Source organism: Paenibacillus sp. 32352, assembly GCF_002042965.1.
Classification (GTDB): Bacteria; Bacillota; Bacilli; order Paenibacillales; family NBRC-103111; genus Paenibacillus_S; species Paenibacillus_S vulneris.
In genome coordinates this window covers 329905-346558 of the sequence record NZ_MZNT01000004.1, presented here as the reverse complement: position 1 = coordinate 346558, position 16654 = coordinate 329905, and the positions used below count along the sequence as shown (strand labels likewise).

At 48.6% G+C, this 16654-nt stretch carries 18 protein-coding genes and 1 other annotated feature (1 of these 19 cut by a window edge); all 18 genes read left to right on the top strand.

Translation table 11 applies throughout. From position 1 onward, the window contains the following. Window positions 1–14: 14 nt before the first annotated feature. Window positions 15–1112, top strand: coding sequence for a stage V sporulation protein E (spoVE, locus tag B1728_RS12250; protein ID WP_079910486.1), 1098 nt, complete (start codon window positions 15–17; stop codon window positions 1110–1112). A 5-nt stretch (window positions 1113–1117) separates the two neighbouring features. Beyond that, on the top strand, window positions 1118–2185 hold the full coding sequence (locus tag B1728_RS12245) for an undecaprenyldiphospho-muramoylpentapeptide beta-N-acetylglucosaminyltransferase (protein WP_079910485.1): 1068 nt from the start codon (window positions 1118–1120) through the stop codon (window positions 2183–2185). 219 nt (window positions 2186–2404) lie between these two features. Beyond that, entirely contained in the window at window positions 2405–3310 is a 906-nt protein-coding gene (gene murB / locus B1728_RS12240) for a UDP-N-acetylmuramate dehydrogenase (RefSeq protein ID WP_079910484.1), read from the top strand. A 15-nt stretch (window positions 3311–3325) separates the two neighbouring features. After that, the gene (murA, locus tag B1728_RS12235) at window positions 3326–4594 is read left to right on the top strand and encodes a UDP-N-acetylglucosamine 1-carboxyvinyltransferase (protein ID WP_079910483.1); all 1269 of its coding nucleotides are present in this window, start codon (window positions 3326–3328) and stop codon (window positions 4592–4594) included. 281 nt (window positions 4595–4875) lie between these two features. After that, entirely contained in the window at window positions 4876–5802 is a 927-nt protein-coding gene (locus tag B1728_RS12230) for a cell division protein FtsQ/DivIB (RefSeq protein ID WP_079910482.1), read from the top strand. A 181-nt stretch (window positions 5803–5983) separates the two neighbouring features. Then, window positions 5984–7234 (top strand): cell division protein FtsA, encoded by a 1251-nt coding sequence (ftsA, locus tag B1728_RS12225; protein WP_079910481.1) that lies wholly within the window; start codon window positions 5984–5986, stop codon window positions 7232–7234. A gap of 45 nt (window positions 7235–7279) precedes the next feature. Then, entirely contained in the window at window positions 7280–8413 is a 1134-nt protein-coding gene (gene ftsZ / locus B1728_RS12220) for a cell division protein FtsZ (protein WP_079910480.1), read from the top strand. Window positions 8414–8634: 221 nt separating this feature from the next. Continuing rightward, on the top strand, window positions 8635–9081 hold the full coding sequence (locus B1728_RS12215; RefSeq protein WP_079910479.1) for a flavodoxin: 447 nt from the start codon (window positions 8635–8637) through the stop codon (window positions 9079–9081). Window positions 9082–9217: 136 nt separating this feature from the next. Beyond that, window positions 9218–10138, top strand: a complete 921-nt coding sequence (gene spoIIGA, locus B1728_RS12210) for a sigma-E processing peptidase SpoIIGA (RefSeq protein ID WP_079910478.1) — start codon at window positions 9218–9220, stop codon at window positions 10136–10138. A gap of 71 nt (window positions 10139–10209) precedes the next feature. Beyond that, window positions 10210–10932 carry an RNA polymerase sporulation sigma factor SigE gene (sigE, locus tag B1728_RS12205; RefSeq protein ID WP_028549292.1) on the top strand — a complete coding sequence of 241 codons (723 nt, stop codon included), beginning with the start codon at window positions 10210–10212 and terminating at the stop codon, window positions 10930–10932. A gap of 172 nt (window positions 10933–11104) precedes the next feature. Continuing rightward, the gene (sigG, locus tag B1728_RS12200; protein ID WP_079910477.1) at window positions 11105–11887 is read left to right on the top strand and encodes an RNA polymerase sporulation sigma factor SigG; all 783 of its coding nucleotides are present in this window, start codon (window positions 11105–11107) and stop codon (window positions 11885–11887) included. Between the two features lie 184 nt (window positions 11888–12071). Then, on the top strand, window positions 12072–12374 hold the full coding sequence (locus B1728_RS12195; RefSeq protein ID WP_079910476.1) for a YlmC/YmxH family sporulation protein: 303 nt from the start codon (window positions 12072–12074) through the stop codon (window positions 12372–12374). Window positions 12375–12546: 172 nt separating this feature from the next. Further along, on the top strand, window positions 12547–13404 hold the full coding sequence (gene pgeF / locus B1728_RS12190) for a peptidoglycan editing factor PgeF (RefSeq protein ID WP_079910475.1): 858 nt from the start codon (window positions 12547–12549) through the stop codon (window positions 13402–13404). A 29-nt stretch (window positions 13405–13433) separates the two neighbouring features. Continuing rightward, entirely contained in the window at window positions 13434–14117 is a 684-nt protein-coding gene (locus B1728_RS12185; protein WP_079910474.1) for a YggS family pyridoxal phosphate-dependent enzyme, read from the top strand. A gap of 139 nt (window positions 14118–14256) precedes the next feature. Beyond that, a complete protein-coding gene (locus B1728_RS12180; protein WP_079910473.1) occupies window positions 14257–14685 on the top strand; it encodes a cell division protein SepF in 429 nt (142 codons plus the stop codon). A 26-nt stretch (window positions 14686–14711) separates the two neighbouring features. Next, a complete protein-coding gene (locus tag B1728_RS12175) occupies window positions 14712–14981 on the top strand; it encodes a YggT family protein (RefSeq protein WP_079910472.1) in 270 nt (89 codons plus the stop codon). A 9-nt stretch (window positions 14982–14990) separates the two neighbouring features. Continuing rightward, the gene (locus B1728_RS12170) at window positions 14991–15773 is read left to right on the top strand and encodes a YlmH family RNA-binding protein (RefSeq protein ID WP_079910471.1); all 783 of its coding nucleotides are present in this window, start codon (window positions 14991–14993) and stop codon (window positions 15771–15773) included. 115 nt (window positions 15774–15888) lie between these two features. Then, a complete protein-coding gene (locus tag B1728_RS12165) occupies window positions 15889–16368 on the top strand; it encodes a DivIVA domain-containing protein (RefSeq protein WP_079910470.1) in 480 nt (159 codons plus the stop codon). 82 nt (window positions 16369–16450) lie between these two features. Then, window positions 16451–16654 (top strand) — a binding site (T-box leader) (it continues 44 nt past the right edge of the window).

Here is a 16654-nt window from a genome sequence, read left to right as displayed (position 1 = left end):
AAGAGGTGGCATGCATGGCAAAAGCGCGGTCTGCACCGGATGTAACAATGTTGGTATGTACGATGATGCTCTTGGCTATCGGCGTGGTAATGGTGTACAGCGCCAGCGCAGTACTGGCGTTTCATGAGTTTGGAGACTGGTACTATTATTTGAAAAGACAGCTACTATTTGCCGTTCTCGGGATAGCAGCCATGATATTTACGATGAATGTAGATTATCTGGTCTGGAAGAAGTACGCCAAAATCGGCCTTATCATCTGCTTTGCCCTTCTGGTGATTGTGCTGATTCCAGGCATAGGCGTTATTCGCGGGGGAGCCCGCAGCTGGCTCGGGATCGGATCTTTCGGTATTCAGCCGTCCGAATTTATGAAAATGGGCATGATCTTATTTCTATCGAAAATGCTGTCCGAGCAGCAGAGTAAAATTACGCTGTTTACGAAGGGACTTATGCCTCCTCTGGGGTTGGTAGGCTTGGCTTTCGGCCTCATCATGCTTCAGCCCGATCTGGGGACGGGTGCGGTGCTCGTAGGGGCCTCTCTTCTCATTATTTATGCGGCAGGCGCTAGACTGCTCCATTTATCGTATTTAGGCATGGTAGGTGTCGCCGGGTTTGTCGGGCTTGTCATCGCCGCTCCGTACCGCTTAAAGCGGATAACGGCATTCCTCGATCCCTGGCAGGACCCGCTGGGCGCCGGATACCAAGCCATACAATCGCTGTATGCCATCGGTCCGGGAGGACTCGTCGGATTAGGGCTTGGGATGAGCCGGCAAAAGTACAGCTATCTTCCCGAGCCGCAGACGGATTTTATTTTCTCTATTATTGCGGAGGAGCTTGGCTTCATTGGGGGCTCTTTTGTTCTTATTTTGTTTATGCTGTTGGTTTGGCGCGGTATGCGGACTGCGATTACTGCTCCCGATACGTTCGGCAGCCTGCTGGCAACGGGCATTGTCGGCATGATTGCCGTTCAGGTTGTGATTAACATCGGGGTCGTCATCGGCATGTTCCCGGTTACGGGCATTACGCTGCCGCTAATTAGTGCAGGCGGTTCATCACTGACTCTGATGCTAACCTCTATCGGCATCCTATTAAATATTTCCCGCTATGCGAGGTGAACGGCTTGAAAACTATCGTCTTTACAGGAGGCGGTTCGGCAGGACATGTCACTCCTAACCTCGCGCTCATTTCAAGATTGAAAAAGCAGGGTTGGGACATTCAATATATCGGTTCCAAGCAGGGAATCGAAAAAGACATCATTCAGCATGCCGGAATTCCCTATCATTCTATCTCATCAGGCAAGCTGCGGCGATACTTTGATTTGAAAAATATAAAGGACCCTTTCAGGGTGATTAAGGGTGTTGGAGACGCCTATAGGCTGCTTCGCAAGCTTAAGCCGTCCATTGTGTTCTCCAAGGGCGGATTCGTCTCCGTTCCAGTCATTGTGGCAAGCTGGTTGAACCGGATCCCGGTTATCTGCCACGAGTCGGATATTACTCCAGGGCTGGCCAACAAAATATCGGTTCCTTTCGCCAATCAAATCTGCGTTAACTTTCCCGAAGCGCTTAAATACATCAAAAGCGGTAAAGGCATATGCACAGGCTTGCCGATACGCGAGCAGATCCTGCAAGGAAAAGCCCATCGGGGCCTGGATCTGTGTGATTTTCACAAGCAAAAGCCCGTCCTTCTTGTCATGGGTGGAAGCCTTGGCGCACAAAAAATCAACAGCGCGGTTCGTGATTCGCTTGATACATTACTGGAGCATTATCAGATCGTCCACATTTGCGGCAAAGGCCTAACGGATGAAGCCTACGCCAAACGCAGGGGTTACAAGCAGTTTGAATATATCAATGAGGAATTGGCCGATATATTGGCTATGACGGATCTTGTGGTATCCCGTGCGGGCGCTACGTCGATCTTCGAGTTTCTGTCATTAGGCAAGCCGATGCTGCTGATTCCGCTGACCAAGCAGGCAAGCCGGGGCGACCAGCTGTTGAATGCGGCTTCGTTTCAAAAGAAAGGCTATGCGGAAGTGCTGTACGAAGAGAATTTGACTCCGGAATCCTTAATAGAAGGGATTCATGGCGTGTACGCTAACCGGGAACGGATGGCGGCCAACATTAGATCCACCGAACAAAACAGCGCCACGGATACCATTATCCGGCTGATAGAAGAAACATGTCTAAAATAATGCGGCTCCTGCAGTTTGAAGAAACTGTCTGGGCGATTGTCACACTATTACCGATTTTACATAAACTACACTATAACCGTGACAGACACCCGAGCTTTTACGATGATAGGGCCGGCGTTCAAGCGAGATGATCCAATAGTGTTTAATCTGTTGTTCATCGTTACGATAGCGCTGTGCCCCAAAACGGATGCCCTGGAGTTCTGTGAAGGAGGTTTTCCCATGCAACAGGTCATATCACAATTGCTGAGCGGAGCATACGGAGAATGCTTGCTGAATGAACCGCTCGCGCCTCATACCACTTGGAAGATCGGCGGGCCGGCCGATGTGCTGCTTATCCCTGAGACGAAGGAGCAGCTGGTCGAAGCCGTCAAGCTGCTGCATCGGCACCAGACGTCCTGGACCGTTCTCGGACGCGGCTCCAACATGCTGGTTGCGGATAAAGGAATACGCGGCATCGTCCTCAAGCTTGGCCCGTCTATGGAGACACTGCGGTTTGAAGGCGATATTGCCTATGCCGGAGGAGCTTATTCCTTGATTAAGCTGTCCGTCATGGCCAGCAAGGAAGGTTTGACCGGATTCGAGTTTGCCGGAGGCATTCCGGGAACGGTGGGAGGCGCCGTCTATATGAACGCCGGGGCTCACGGGTCCGATGTGTCACGCATATTGTTAAGAGCTGAAGTGCTGCTCCCGACAGGAGAATTGGTAACGATGCAGCAGGCCGATTTCGAGTATGATTATCGTCATTCTTTATTGCAGAAGGAACCGGGGATCGTCACCGAGGCTGTATTCCAGCTGCAGTACGGCAACAAAAAAGAAATTACAGAGACTACGGCAGCCTACAAAGAAAGACGTTTACGGACTCAACCACTGCAATTGGCTACTTGTGGAAGTGTGTTCCGGAATCCGGAAGGACATTATGCCGCAAAGCTGATTGAGGAAGCGGGATTGAAGGGGTACAAAGTCGGAGGGGCCGAAGTTTCACCGCTGCATGCCAATTTCATCGTCAACACCGGGAAAGCGACAGCTCAGGACGTGCTCACTCTCATCGAACAGGTACAGCGTATCGTTTTTGAAAAGAACGGCATTAAGCTGGTGCCCGAGGTATTGGTGGTGGGTGAGCGGTAAATCGGAGGTGGGACTTTGGAAAAGTTGGTTATCGAAGGCGGGAGACCTCTATCGGGAGCCATCAAGATTCATGGTGCAAAAAATGCGGCGCTGCCCATATTGGCGGCGGGCATGATGGCGGAGGGGACGATTGAAATCAGCAACGTGCCTGACCTGTCGGATATTCAAGTGATGCTGGGCATTTTACAAGCATTAGGCTGCCGAACCGATCATCATGAAGATACGGTAACCGTCGATACATCCACTGCGAACTCGCATCACATTCCCGAAAGCCTGATGAGTCAAATGAGATCCTCCATTTTCTTGATGGGGCCGTTGTTGGCGCGCTTTGGCCGGGTTCAAGTCTATCAGCCGGGCGGATGTGCCATAGGAGAAAGGAAAATAGATTTACATTTGAGCGGTCTTACGGCGCTCGGAGCTGAAATTGAAGAAACCGCTAATACGATTGTCTGTACGGCCAAAGAGCTGCGAGGAGCCGAGATCGTGCTGGACTTCCCCAGCGTCGGAGCAACAGAGAATATTATGATGGCCGCAGCAATGGCCAGAGGCATGACTACGATTTCGAATGCCGCCAGGGAGCCGGAAATACAAGATTTGCAAAATTTCTTGAATGCCATGGGCGCCAAAATTATAGGAGCGGGTACGGATACCATCACGATAGAAGGGGTATCGAATTTAACTCCATGCGCATATCGCATTATTCCGGACCGTATTGTTGCAGGCACGATGATGATCGCCGCAGCGGTAACGAGAGGGAATGTAACATTGGAAAATGTATGTCCCGCTCACTTGACGTCTGCGATTCACGTGCTCAAGCGCGCAGGTGTTCAAATAGGCATTCACGGTGATATAATAAACGTAAGCTGCTTAGCGAGACCTAAATCGGTGGAACGTATTGTCACATCGCCTCATCCGTCATTCCCTACGGATTTGCAATCCCAGATTATGGTATTGTTATCTTTGGCGGATGGACTCAGCATTGTGAAAGAAACGGTTTTTGAAGGAAGATTCAAGCATGTTGATGAGCTTTCCCGCATGGGTGCGGATATACGATTGGACTTGAATTCGGCCTTCATCAAAGGTGTGCCCCGGTTGTACGGTGCCACGGTGGAAGCAACGGATTTGCGGGCGGGCGCAGCCCTTGTCATTGCCGGCCTTGCCGCTCAAGGAACTACGGTGATTGAGCAGATTCATCATATTGACCGGGGTTACGATAGGATTGAGCTCATGCTGTCGCGTCTTGGAGCCAATATTCATCGCGTATCGCCGGTACCTTCCGAATAAGCTCTTATCTTACTTATCTATATATGATTCCTATGACCATTACCGCTGATTTATCCCCTCTTTTTCTAGACGGGGATATCGGCGGTTTACATAGTTCGTTCGATAGTTTGCTTACGAAGTAAGTTTTGCATCCTGCAAAACTCAAAGCATATGCTTACGAAGTAAGGCTTTCCTTCAGAAAGCCGAGTAACGCTTACGAAGTAAGTTTTGCATCCTGCAAAACTCAAGCATATGCTTACGAAGTAAGGCTTTCCTTCGGAAAGCCCTTAGGAGGGACAACCTTGCAACAAGAACAAAGATTGCCCGTCATCCAAAAGCCCAAAACCAAAAAACGTTCCAGAAGCAGCAAAAGGCTGCTCCTGTTCTTATTCCTCTTCTTCATCACACTGCTGTGCATCCTATTCTTTCAATCGTCCTTAAGCAAAATTACGGCCATCGAGGTAGAAGGGCAGGAGCTCCTTACAGCGGATGCCATTGAGCAAGCCTCCGGGGTGAAGGCGGGAGATCATTTTTTTGCCGTCTCCTCCTCTAACGTAGAGCAGCAGGTCAAGGCTTTGAAAATGGTAGAATCCGCCACAGTAACCAAGCATTTTCCTGGTGTGATACATATTGAAGTCAAGGAATATCCCCGCGTCGCCTATCAGTTCGGCAATGCGAATCAGCCTGAGGCCATATTGGCCGACGGAAGCGTGATTCCTATGTCCGGAGATTTCAAATTCATTATGGACAAGCCTATACTGACCGGCTGGGGGAACAGCCTGGAACTGAAGCTTCAGCTGTGCAAAGCGTTGGCTTCGGCACCCGAATCTACTTTGACGGATATTTCCGAGATTAAGCCGGATCCATCCAGTTCCTATCCGGATCGAATCAAGATGTATACCCGTTCACAGTTTGAAGTGGTGACTACCATCGGTTATTTGCCGGAGAAGCTGCAATATCTGGATTCTTATATTTCCAATTTGAAGGAAAATAAGGTCAATACGGGTGTCTTAACCTTGCTCGAGGTGGATACCCACGCCCCGTTTGAAGTGGATGGAAATAAAGGCCAAAACCAGAACCAGAACCAGAACCAGAACCAGAACCAGAACCAGAACCCGAAAGACAACAAATCTGACAAGAAAACAACCTCCAACGCCCAGAGCGGTTCGACCGATTCCAAGAAGGATCCTGTCAAGCCTGCTTCCGGCAAAGAAACGACCCGGAATTGATAGAAAGCTCTACTCAATCTAGGGATTTAATGGTAGAATTAACGTTATGGTATATTTAGCTACAAGTTTGTGTGAAAAAAGTTTGTGAAAAAAGAGGGAAAACCCTAACCGTGTGGAATAAGTACAGAAGCTTTCTTTTCATCAAAGCTTATATCTATTAAGACATAGGAGGTGCCACGGGTTGAGCAGCAATGACATCATTGTTAGTTTGGACATCGGTACATCCAAAGTTCGTGCTATTATTGGGGAAGTCGTTAACGGCGCCATTAATATAATAGGGGTTGGATCTGCCGACTCGGAAGGTATTCGCAAGGGAGCCATTGTCGATATCGATCAGACGGTACAATCGATTCGCAACGCGATCGATCATGCTGAACGTATGGTTGGTATTCAAATAACAGAGGTATACGTTGGGATTTCCGGGAATCATGTAGCTTTGCAATCTAGCCATGGCGTAGTAGCGGTTTCGAATGAGGACCGCGAAATCGGTGACGAGGACATCGAGCGTGTCATTCAGGCAGCTAAGGTCATTCCTCTTGCACCGGAGCGCGAAATTATCGGTGTAGTGCCAAACCAATACTTGGTTGACGGATTGGATGAAATTCACGATCCGCGCAGTATGATAGGCGTTCGTCTTGAAGTGGAAGCCACCATCATCACAGGGGCGAAGACAGCCATACATAATCTGCTCCGCGTAGTGGAAAAAGCAGGAGTTAAGGTTAGCGGGTTAATCCTGATGTCGCTGGCGGCGGGGCATCTGTGCCTGTCCAAGGACGAGAAGGCAATAGGAACCGTCCTGGTGGATATCGGTGCCGGACAGACAACTATCGCGGTATTCGAACAAAACAATCTAGTAGCAACATCTACGTTGCCAATAGGCGGAGAATATATCACGAATGATATTTCGATCGGCTTGCGAACCCAGGTCGATATCGCTGAGAAAATCAAGCTGAAATTCGGCTGTGCGGTTATCGAGCATGCGGCGCCTGATCAAGTATTTAAAGTAAATCGAATTGGCAGTAACGTTGACAAGGAATTCTCGCAGGTAGATTTGGCGAATATCGTCGAACCGCGCGTGCAGGAAATTTTTCATTTGGTTCATTTGGAAGTGCAGCGATTGGGCTTCTCCGAACTGCCGGGAGGCTACGTGCTGACAGGCGGTACGGTTTCTATGCCGGGAATGCTGGCGGTCGCACAGGCAGAATTAGCGACTTCAGTACGAATCGCCGTGCCGGATTTCATCGGCGTACGCGACCCGTCCTATACCAGTGGTGTTGGAATTATTCAATACGCTTTCAAGTATTTACGAATTGCCAAACAAACGAGTGCAGTAAAAAAATCCGTCTCGAATCCAAAAAAATCTACCGCTACCAGCGAACAAAGGCCTTCGGTCATGGAACGTTTTAAAAATTGGTTGAGTGAGTTTATTTAAGGTACACATGACTTTTTAGGCTTAATGAGGGGGAAAATGAAGGCTATGTTTGAATTTGATATGGACATGGAAGGTCTTGCCAAGATAAAGGTTATCGGTGCTGGCGGCGGCGGAAGCAACGCGGTCAACCGAATGATTGACAACGGAGTGAAGGGTGTAGAGTTTATCACCGTTAATACGGATGCCCAGGCGCTTCAGCTATCCAAATCGGATCAGAAGATGCAGATCGGCGACAAGCTGACTCGCGGTCTTGGTGCCGGCGCAAATCCGGAAGTAGGTAAGAAAGCGGCTGAAGAATCGAGAGAGCTGATCTTCAACACGCTGAAAGGCGCTGACATGGTATTCGTCACTGCGGGTATGGGAGGCGGTACAGGAACTGGTGCGGCTCCAGTAATCGCAGAGATTGCTAAAGAATGCGGAGCTTTAACGGTTGGCGTTGTGACCAGGCCGTTCACTTTTGAAGGACGTAAGCGTGCTATGCAGGCGGAGCAAGGAATTGCTGCGCTGAAGGAAAAGGTAGATACGCTGATTGTCATTCCGAATGACCGGTTGCTGGAAATTGTCGACAAGAAAACTCCGATGCTCGAAGCTTTCCGTGTTGCGGATAACGTGCTTCGTCAGGGGGTTCAAGGGATTTCCGACTTGATCGCCGTTCCGGGACTAATCAACCTGGACTTTGCGGACGTGAAAACAATTATGACGGAGCGCGGCTCCGCTCTGATGGGAATCGGTGTTGCTACAGGTGAGAACAGAGCAGCCGAAGCCGCCAAAAAGGCTATTCAATCCCCGCTTCTTGAAACCTCGATCGATGGAGCGAGAGGCGTTCTGATGAACATTACGGGTGGAATCAACCTTTCCTTGTATGAAGTCAACGAAGCAGCCGATATCGTAGCTTCAGCTTCCGATTTGGAAGTAAACATGATCTTCGGTGCTGTTATCGACGAGAAGTTTAAGGATGAAATTCAAGTTACGGTCATTGCAACAGGATTCGAGCATAAGACTGAGACTCAGCAAGTGCGCAAGCCTGCAAGCAGCAGTTCGCCTTCGAGTGATGCAGCGGCCAATGATAACCGCGGGGGGTTAAACAATCTCCGTCCGTTCGGTGGACAAACCTCCAACGATCAGCTGGATATTCCGACTTTCCTTCGCAATCGCGGCAGAAGTAACTTTGATAAGTAATCTGTTCCGAGGCAATAACTAAATTTCGAATGTAAGAGCCCCTTAACCATTTTGGATGGTTTGAGGGGCTTTTGTTGTTTCTTTAATGCATAAATGATAGAAAGGAAAGTGTTGACAAGACAATTGATAATCATTATCATTTACAACGGCACTAATTTATTGATAATAATAATCATTATCAATTAAGTGTCTTGTTAAAATATTATCGTGGAGGGATTACCATGTCAAAGATCGTCATGATTTTCGCAAGCATGACAGGCAACACCGAGGCTATAGCGGATGAAATAGCAGAAGGGATACGTGAAGCTGGCGGCGATGTAACGCAAAAATACGTGATGGATTCCAGCGGTAGCGAGCTGCTGCAATACGACGGCATTTTGCTGGGCGCCTATACCTGGGGAGACGGCGAACTGCCAGATGAGTTTCTCGATTTCTTTGAGGAGCTTGATGAGCTGGATCTGAGCGGCAAGAAGGCGGCTGTGTTCGGCTCTTGCGATTCCTCCTACGCCGAGTACGGCGCTGCCGTAGACACTCTTACAGCCAAGCTGCAGGAGCTCGGAGCAGAGATTGCGCTGGATGGACTCAAGATCGAGCTATCCCCTTCACAGGCCGAGAAAGAGCTGTGCAGGCAGTATGGAGTGAGGTTTATAGAGAAGCTGAAGGAATAGAACCCGATTCCACCAATTGACAAAAAAAGTACTCCCGGCTCGGCAAGTTTAGACAGACTTTGGAATAAGCTTACTATATACTTGTCTCATCACATGAATGCTCAACCGATGCAGAGGGTACCGGGAGGTAGGGAAAATGGTAGTATATGTAGATCTCATTTTCCTGGTCAACATGCTGATTGATGCGGTTCTGCTAATGGCTACGACCAAAGTGAGAAGGCTGCAGTTCCGCTGGTGGAGGCTGCTCTGTTCCGCTGCTATTGGGGGAGCTTACGTAGTGCTTTTGTTTTTTCCTCCATTGTCGTTTATGTTCACGTTTGCCGTCAAATTTATATTGTCCCTCATTATGATATTGACCGCATACGGCTATGGCGGGCTTCAGCATTTTTGGCGAAACGTAGGTGCTTTTTACGTTATTAACTTTGTTGCCGCCGGAGCTATCATAGGAGTGCATTATTTCTGGATGTCGTCCGGCGAGGTCATAAACGGTATTTTGTTTACGCAATCCGGAGGTGTGGAGCACAGGCTGCAAATAGGGCTGCTGTTCATCATTGTAGTGCTGTTTCTCTCGATTTGGCTGTTTCGCCATGTCCAGCAAGCCTCCAAACGAAAGGAAGAAATGGCCTCGTATATGGCAAAAGTGGACGTGCATATCGACCAGTTTGAATCCAGCTGCACCGGATTGATCGATACGGGGAATCAGCTGTACGATCCGCTGACGAAAACGCCAGTCATGGTCATGGAGCTGTCCCAATGGGGGGAGAAAATCCCTGAATCTTGGAAAAAACGGATCGAGCGGTCCGAGGTCGATCAGATTGTGAGCGCTATTGGAACTGACGAATTTGAATGGCAGGATCGCTTGCGGCTGGTTCCTTACCGTGGCGTCAACCGCAGTACACAGTTCATGCTTGCAATTAAACCGGATCGCGTAGTCATTACTCATAATGACAAGCAATTTGAAGCTCTTAAGGTTCTGATCGGACTAGATGGAGGCAAATTAAGCGCAGACAATGCGTACCAGGCCATTATTCATCCGAATTTGCTGCACAACGAATAGCTCATGCTTGCCCCGTTCTAGGCTTACAGCTTAGAGAAACCAAACCGCAAACGCTAAGGAGGAACACGATTATGCTCTTGAAGTTGAAGCTCATTCTGCAAATCTATTATTTCCGTCTTTTGCTGTTTCTTGGATTAAAAGGGGAGGAAATCTATTACATAGGCGGAAGTGAAGCGCTGCCGCCTCCACTGACACGCGAAGAGGAAGAATATTTGCTGGAAAAGCTTCCTTCCGGAGATGCGGCCATCCGTGCGATGCTCATAGAAAGAAATTTGCGGCTGGTTGTCTACATAGCCAGGAAGTTTGAGAACACGGGGATCAACATAGAAGATCTTGTGTCCATTGGCGCGATCGGTTTAATCAAAGCGGTCAATACGTTTGATCCGGAGAAAAAAATCAAGCTGGCCACCTACGCATCGCGATGCATTGAAAATGAAATTTTGATGTACTTGCGCCGTAACAGTAAAATTCGTACCGAGGTATCCTTCGATGAGCCGCTAAATATCGATTGGGACGGCAACGAGCTGCTGCTATCCGATGTACTGGGCACCGAGAATGATACGATTTATCGGAACATTGAGGAGCAGGTGGACCGCAAGCTGCTGCATAAGGCGCTGGATAAGCTGACGGAACGCGAGCGCACTATTATGGAGCTTCGATTCGGTCTGCAGGACGGGGAAGAGAAGACGCAGAAAGATGTGGCCGATATGCTGGGCATATCTCAATCCTATATATCACGCCTGGAAAAACGCATCATTAAAAGGCTGCGCAAAGAGTTCAATAAAATGGTGTAAACTGGAAAAAAGTTTTTTTAAATCGTTTGTAAGCGAATCCGTGCTTGATTTGATTGGTTTTTGAAACGCATCGGTCCTTCCCGCAAGGGTACAGGGCAGGGGGAGACAGCGCATAAAAAAGCATCTCAAGGAGATAATTAACAGTAATGTTTCTCCTTGGGAGGTAATCACGGTGACCCGAAACAAAGTCGAGATTTGCGGTGTCGATACTGCAAAGCTACCTGTTCTGACCAACGCGGAAATGCGTGAATTATTCGTTCAGCTTCAAACTAATAATGAACGAACGGCAAGAGAGAAATTGGTAAACGGCAATCTGCGGTTGGTGCTCAGCGTTATCCAGCGGTTTAACAATCGTGGTGAATATGTGGATGATCTGTTTCAAGTAGGCTGTATCGGACTGATGAAAGCAATTGATAACTTTGATTTGAGTCAAAATGTTAAATTTTCTACGTATGCCGTACCGATGATTATCGGTGAAATCCGCCGCTATTTACGCGATAACAATCCGATCCGGGTATCGCGCTCCCTGCGTGATATTGCGTACAAGGCGCTGCAGGTCCGCGATAGCCTGACGAATCAGAACTCACGTGAGCCAACGATTTATGAAATTTCCGAAGCGCTTAACGTGCCTAAGGAAGACGTGGTATTTGCGCTGGATGCCATCCAGGACCCTGTATCGTTATTTGAACCGATCTACCACGACGGAGGAGATCCGATCTACGTGATGGATCAGATCAGCGACGACCGCAACAAGGATGTATCGTGGATTGAAGGCATTGCCCTGCGGGAAGCGATGCGGAAGCTCAATGACCGGGAAAAAATGATCTTGTCCATGCGCTTTTTTGACGGTAAGACCCAAATGGAGGTCGCAGATGAGATTGGTATCTCACAAGCACAAGTATCCCGGTTGGAAAAATCAGCTATTTCACAAATGCAGAAGCATGTGAAAAATTAATTCGCGCTTAGAGCGCCTGACCTTAAAACCAAACTAGACCGACTCATAAAGCAACAAGGAGTGGGTCTTTTTTTCATGAAGAAGGACATTTTGCCCAACTCTCACATATAGTATCTATAAGAGGCAGGAAAAGCGAGGTTATGCGGCAGGTCAAGAATCCATGAGAATACGTGGTGGTTGCAGCGTGAAAATATCGGACTTTCAAACCAAGGACGTTATCAATATTGTGGACGGTAAAAAGCTCGGGCAAATTAGCGACTTGGAGCTGGATCTCCGCCAGGGAAGAATCGAGTCCATCGTTGTGCCGAGCAGCGGCCGATTGTTTGGCTGGTTCGGCGGCTCTACGGATGTCGTGATCCCGTGGAAAAACATTGTAAAAATCGGAATGGATGTCGTGCTGGTGAAGCTGGATGATGTTCGCAGTTACCGGCAGCAGGAGGAAACGGATACGACTGTGTATGAATATAACCGGCAGTATCGGGGATAAATGAACTTCATGGAAAGGCACACGAACGAGAGCATGCCGTTAATCAAGCGGAGCTTATCGGGTAGTGTGCTGTTTTTTCGTTATAGTTTTTTTGAGGTTTTGCCTAATTTTCGTGTATACTGATAGGGAGTGTTTGGTAAACGGATACCGAGAGACGAAGGGAGTCGCAAGGATGGAACCATTTGTGCTGCAAAAAGTGGAGAACGGATGCGAGCTGTTTTTTATCAAGCAATGGATGGATCAGGCAATAGGTTTAACGGCCGGCTTTACTTCCCGTCACGGTGGCGTAAGCAAGAAGGAGTTCAGCAGCCTGAACTGCGGACTTCATGTCATGGATCAGCCAGAGGATGTCATCGTCAATAGGGAACGGCTGGCCGAAGCCTTGAACATAGAGCTGCAAGACAGCACATACGCTGAGCAGGTTCACGGAAACGAGGTTCAGGTTGTGACGCGCGAGCATGCGGGTGCGGGAACATTGTCTAGGGAAGAGGCGATTCAATCCAAGGACGCCTTTATTACGAATGAGCCGGGAATTTTTTTACATGCCTTGTTTGCGGATTGTGTTCCGTTGTTTTTTTTCGACCCGGTCCATCGGGCTGTCGGTTTGGCTCACGCAGGCTGGAAAGGTACCGTTCTGCAGATCGCCCGCAAGACGGTGGAAGCTATGGAACGTCAATATGGGACCAAGGCGGAGAGGCTGCTTGCGGCAATAGGTCCTTCCATCCAAGCCTGCTGCTATGAGGTTGACGATAAGGTGATTTCCCAGATTCAACATACGATGGATGAATTGAATATGGTCAATCAGCAAGGGGAGCAAGCGGCACCTATCTATGAAATCAAGGAAAACGGGAAATATAACTTAAGCTTGCAACAAATGAACCGACAAATTATGATAAAAGCAGGAATTTTGCCGTCACATATCGAAATAAGTAGTTTATGCACGAGCTGCCGCACCGATTTGTTTTTTTCGCACCGCAAGGAAGGCGGGAAGACGGGCAGAATGGCTGCATGGATCGGCCTGCATGAATAGGTGGATAGGAATTGAGGTGACTTCACGTTTTGCAATTGACGCAAACTATACCATATGTAGAAGACAGAATAGCCCAAGCATGCGCCCGTGCCGGACGTGATCGTAACGAGGTTCATATTATTGCGGTAACCAAATATGTTTCGCTGGAAACCACGGGAAGGGTGCTTGAGCAGGGACTCCATCATATCGGGGAAAATCGGTGGCAGGACGCACAGGCCAAATGGGAAGCGTTCGGCCATCAAGGGACCTGGCACTTTATCGGTCATCTGCAGACGAATAAAGTCAAGGATGTCGTGGGGAAATTCGCTTATATCCATTCTCTGGACAGGCTTTCCCTTGCCAAGGAAGTGGATAAAAAGGCAGCCGCTATGGGGATAACGGCCCAATGCTTCATCCAGCTGAATGTTTCCGGGGAGGAGACGAAGTACGGATTGCCTCCGGAAGAGCTGAATGCATTTATCGAGGCGATCCGGGAACTGAAGAACATCCGCATCGTCGGTCTCATGACAATGGCTCCTTATGAGGCTGAGCCGAAAGCGACCCGTCCGGTATTCCGCCGGCTTAGGGAATTGAGGGATGAAATGAATCTCGAGAAAGCTCTCGGCTACGAGGTGCCTCATTTATCGATGGGAATGTCCAACGATTTCGAGATTGCGATTGAAGAAGGAGCAACCTGGGTCCGTTTGGGATCCGTTCTCGTGGGTAAGGAATAACAAGATAAGCTTGCGATGCAAGTTTCACCGTAGGTGAAACTCAGTAAATGCTTACGAAGTAAGTTTCACCTACGGTGAAACTCGGAGAATGCTTACGAAGTTAGTTTCACCTACGGTGAAACTCTAAGGAGGAGAGGACATGAGCGTCATGAACAAATTCATGAACTTCTTGGGATTACAAGATGAAGAAGAAGTGGTGGAGCGCGAGCGGGTTGTCGAGCAGCAGCCGGAAGAACCTGAAACCAATCCGACCGAAATGCGTAGAAATAAGAATAACGTCGTGAGTATCCACTCGCAAAAAAATGTGAGGGTGATGCTGACCGAGCCCAAATCCTATGATGACACTCAGGAGATTGCCGATTATCTGCGCTCCCGCCGTCCAGTTGTCGTCAATCTGCATTTGGTCCGGCCGGATCAAGCAACACGGATCGTAGACTTTCTTAGCGGTACGGTGTATGCGCTCAACGGCTCGATTTCGAAGATTGGACCTAACATTTTTTTGTGTACGCCGGATACGGTTGAAATTCATGGCTCCATCTCGGAAATACTGGGTCATGACGGGTATTAACATTAACTGAAAACGGGGTGAACAGCTTGTATTCCACGATTGACGGATACATTTACACGCTCATAGAAATTTATACATATATGCTGATCGCCTATGTGCTGCTTTCCTGGCTTCCAAGCGCAAGAGATAGCTTTATTGGTGAGATTTTAGGCAAGCTGTGCGAGCCCTACTTGTCCATCTTCAGACGGTTTATTCCACCTATCGGCGGCATGATCGATATCTCCCCGATTATCGCATTAATCGCTCTTCGTTTCATTGGCGAAGGCATTCGTGCCATTGTGAACTTTTTTGTATAGGTGATGGCATTGAATGTAGATCAAATTTACTCGCATTTTCATCCAGACGAGCACCGGTTTGTAGACAAAGCGGCGGAATGGGTCGAACGGGCTCAGCAGCATTCGGTCAAGCTGACCGATTTCCTGGATCCCCGGCAAGCGTTCATTCTCTCCACTCTGGTGAATCGGACCATGGATGTACAGGTACGCTTCGATGGGGGGCATGAGCATGCGGAGCGCCGGCGGGCACTGGTGGCTCCAGACTATCGTGTCCTTGAGGATGAGGATATGGGGATCAGCCTCATCTCTGTCACATCGCTGGATGATAAGCTGAAGGAGCTCGATCACAGCGATTACATGGGCTCGATTCTGGCTCTTGGCATCAAACGGGACAAAATCGGCGATATCCACGTATCGGATCAGGGTTGCCACTTTTTGGTAGCTGATGAGGTTGCGGATTACATGCGGCTTAACCTGCAGCAGGTTCATCGGGTGCATGTCCAGACGGAGCTGCTGCCGATGGAGAAGCTCATGGTAGCCGATACCAAGCTTGAGGAGATAGGCTTGTCGGTTGCATCCTTGCGATTGGATGGCATTGTAAGCGATGTATACCATTTGAGCCGCGCCAAAATCCTAATTCCGATCAAGGCCGGGAGATGTAAGGTGAATTGGAAGCAGGAAGAGGATCCGAGCAAGCCTTTAAGGGCCGGAGACGTCGTTTCCTTGCAAGGCTTCGGACGCTTTAAAGTGCTCGAAATTGAAGGATTAACCAAAAAAGGCAGATTCCGCGTTAAAATCGGCAAATATGTATAGATTGCCGATTTTTTTTATGGAGATTGAAGGAAAATGCAGCCTGCTGTCGAATATAGCAATACGTGTCTGACATAGAACAATTTCGGAATGTTGCAAATATTCAGGAGGTGCAGCAATGGCGTTAACACCGTTGGATATACATAATAAAGAATTTGGCCGTTCTTTCCGCGGTTACGATGAAGATCAGGTCAATGAATTTTTGGATCAAGTGATTAAGGATTACGAGGCGCTGATCCGTGAGAATAAGGATTTGCAGAATCAGTTGGCCGCCATACAAGAACGGCTCGATCATTTCTCCAATATTGAGGAGACGTTGAGCAAAACGATCATCATAGCACAGGAAGCGGCGGACGAAGTCAAAGCCAATTCTAAGAAGGAAGCGCAGTTGATTATAAAAGAAGCGGAAAAGAACGCGGATCGTATTATCAATGAGTCGTTGGCAAAATCGCGGAAAATTGCGGTTGAAATCGAGGAGTTGAAAAAGCAGGCTTCCATCTACCGTACCCGCTTCCGCACTTTGCTTGAAGCGCAGCTGGAGCTGCTCGGCAAGGAAGACTGGAGCTCACTGGAACGAATGGAGATCGAGCACACCTAGGCCGGGTCCGTCTCCTTAAGAAGCTTGGTTGACTCTGTCTTGTATTTTCGTTATACTCCGTAATGAGTAAAACTAAATGACAATTAAAACGATGATTGGGACGAGTACTTTACGTAAGCGTGATCAGCGAGTCGGGATAATGGTGGGAGCCCGGCCTCCGCAGTAATAGGAAAATCACCCATGAGCATCTCTTGAACCCTTAGTAAAGCAGATCGGGTGATTCCGTTACAGATCATAAGAGTGGAGACTAATAGCAGCATATGGTTGTTCTAATGCCAGACTGCAT

Bases quoted from the DNA above. Each gene is read 5' to 3' on its own strand.
- spoVE (WP_079910486.1), top strand. From the start codon at position 15: ATGGCAAAAGCGCGGTCTGCACCGGATGTAACAATGTTGGTATGTACG.
- murB (WP_079910484.1), top strand. From the start codon at position 2,405: ATGCAACAGGTCATATCACAATTGCTGAGCGGAGCATACGGAGAATGC.
- ftsZ (WP_079910480.1), top strand. From the start codon at position 7,280: ATGTTTGAATTTGATATGGACATGGAAGGTCTTGCCAAGATAAAGGTT.
- B1728_RS12215 (WP_079910479.1), top strand. From the start codon at position 8,635: ATGTCAAAGATCGTCATGATTTTCGCAAGCATGACAGGCAACACCGAG.
- spoIIGA (WP_079910478.1), top strand. From the start codon at position 9,218: ATGGTAGTATATGTAGATCTCATTTTCCTGGTCAACATGCTGATTGAT.
- sigE (WP_028549292.1), top strand. From the start codon at position 10,210: ATGCTCTTGAAGTTGAAGCTCATTCTGCAAATCTATTATTTCCGTCTT.
- pgeF (WP_079910475.1), top strand. From the start codon at position 12,547: ATGGAACCATTTGTGCTGCAAAAAGTGGAGAACGGATGCGAGCTGTTT.
- B1728_RS12180 (WP_079910473.1), top strand. From the start codon at position 14,257: ATGAGCGTCATGAACAAATTCATGAACTTCTTGGGATTACAAGATGAA.
- B1728_RS12165 (WP_079910470.1), top strand. From the start codon at position 15,889: ATGGCGTTAACACCGTTGGATATACATAATAAAGAATTTGGCCGTTCT.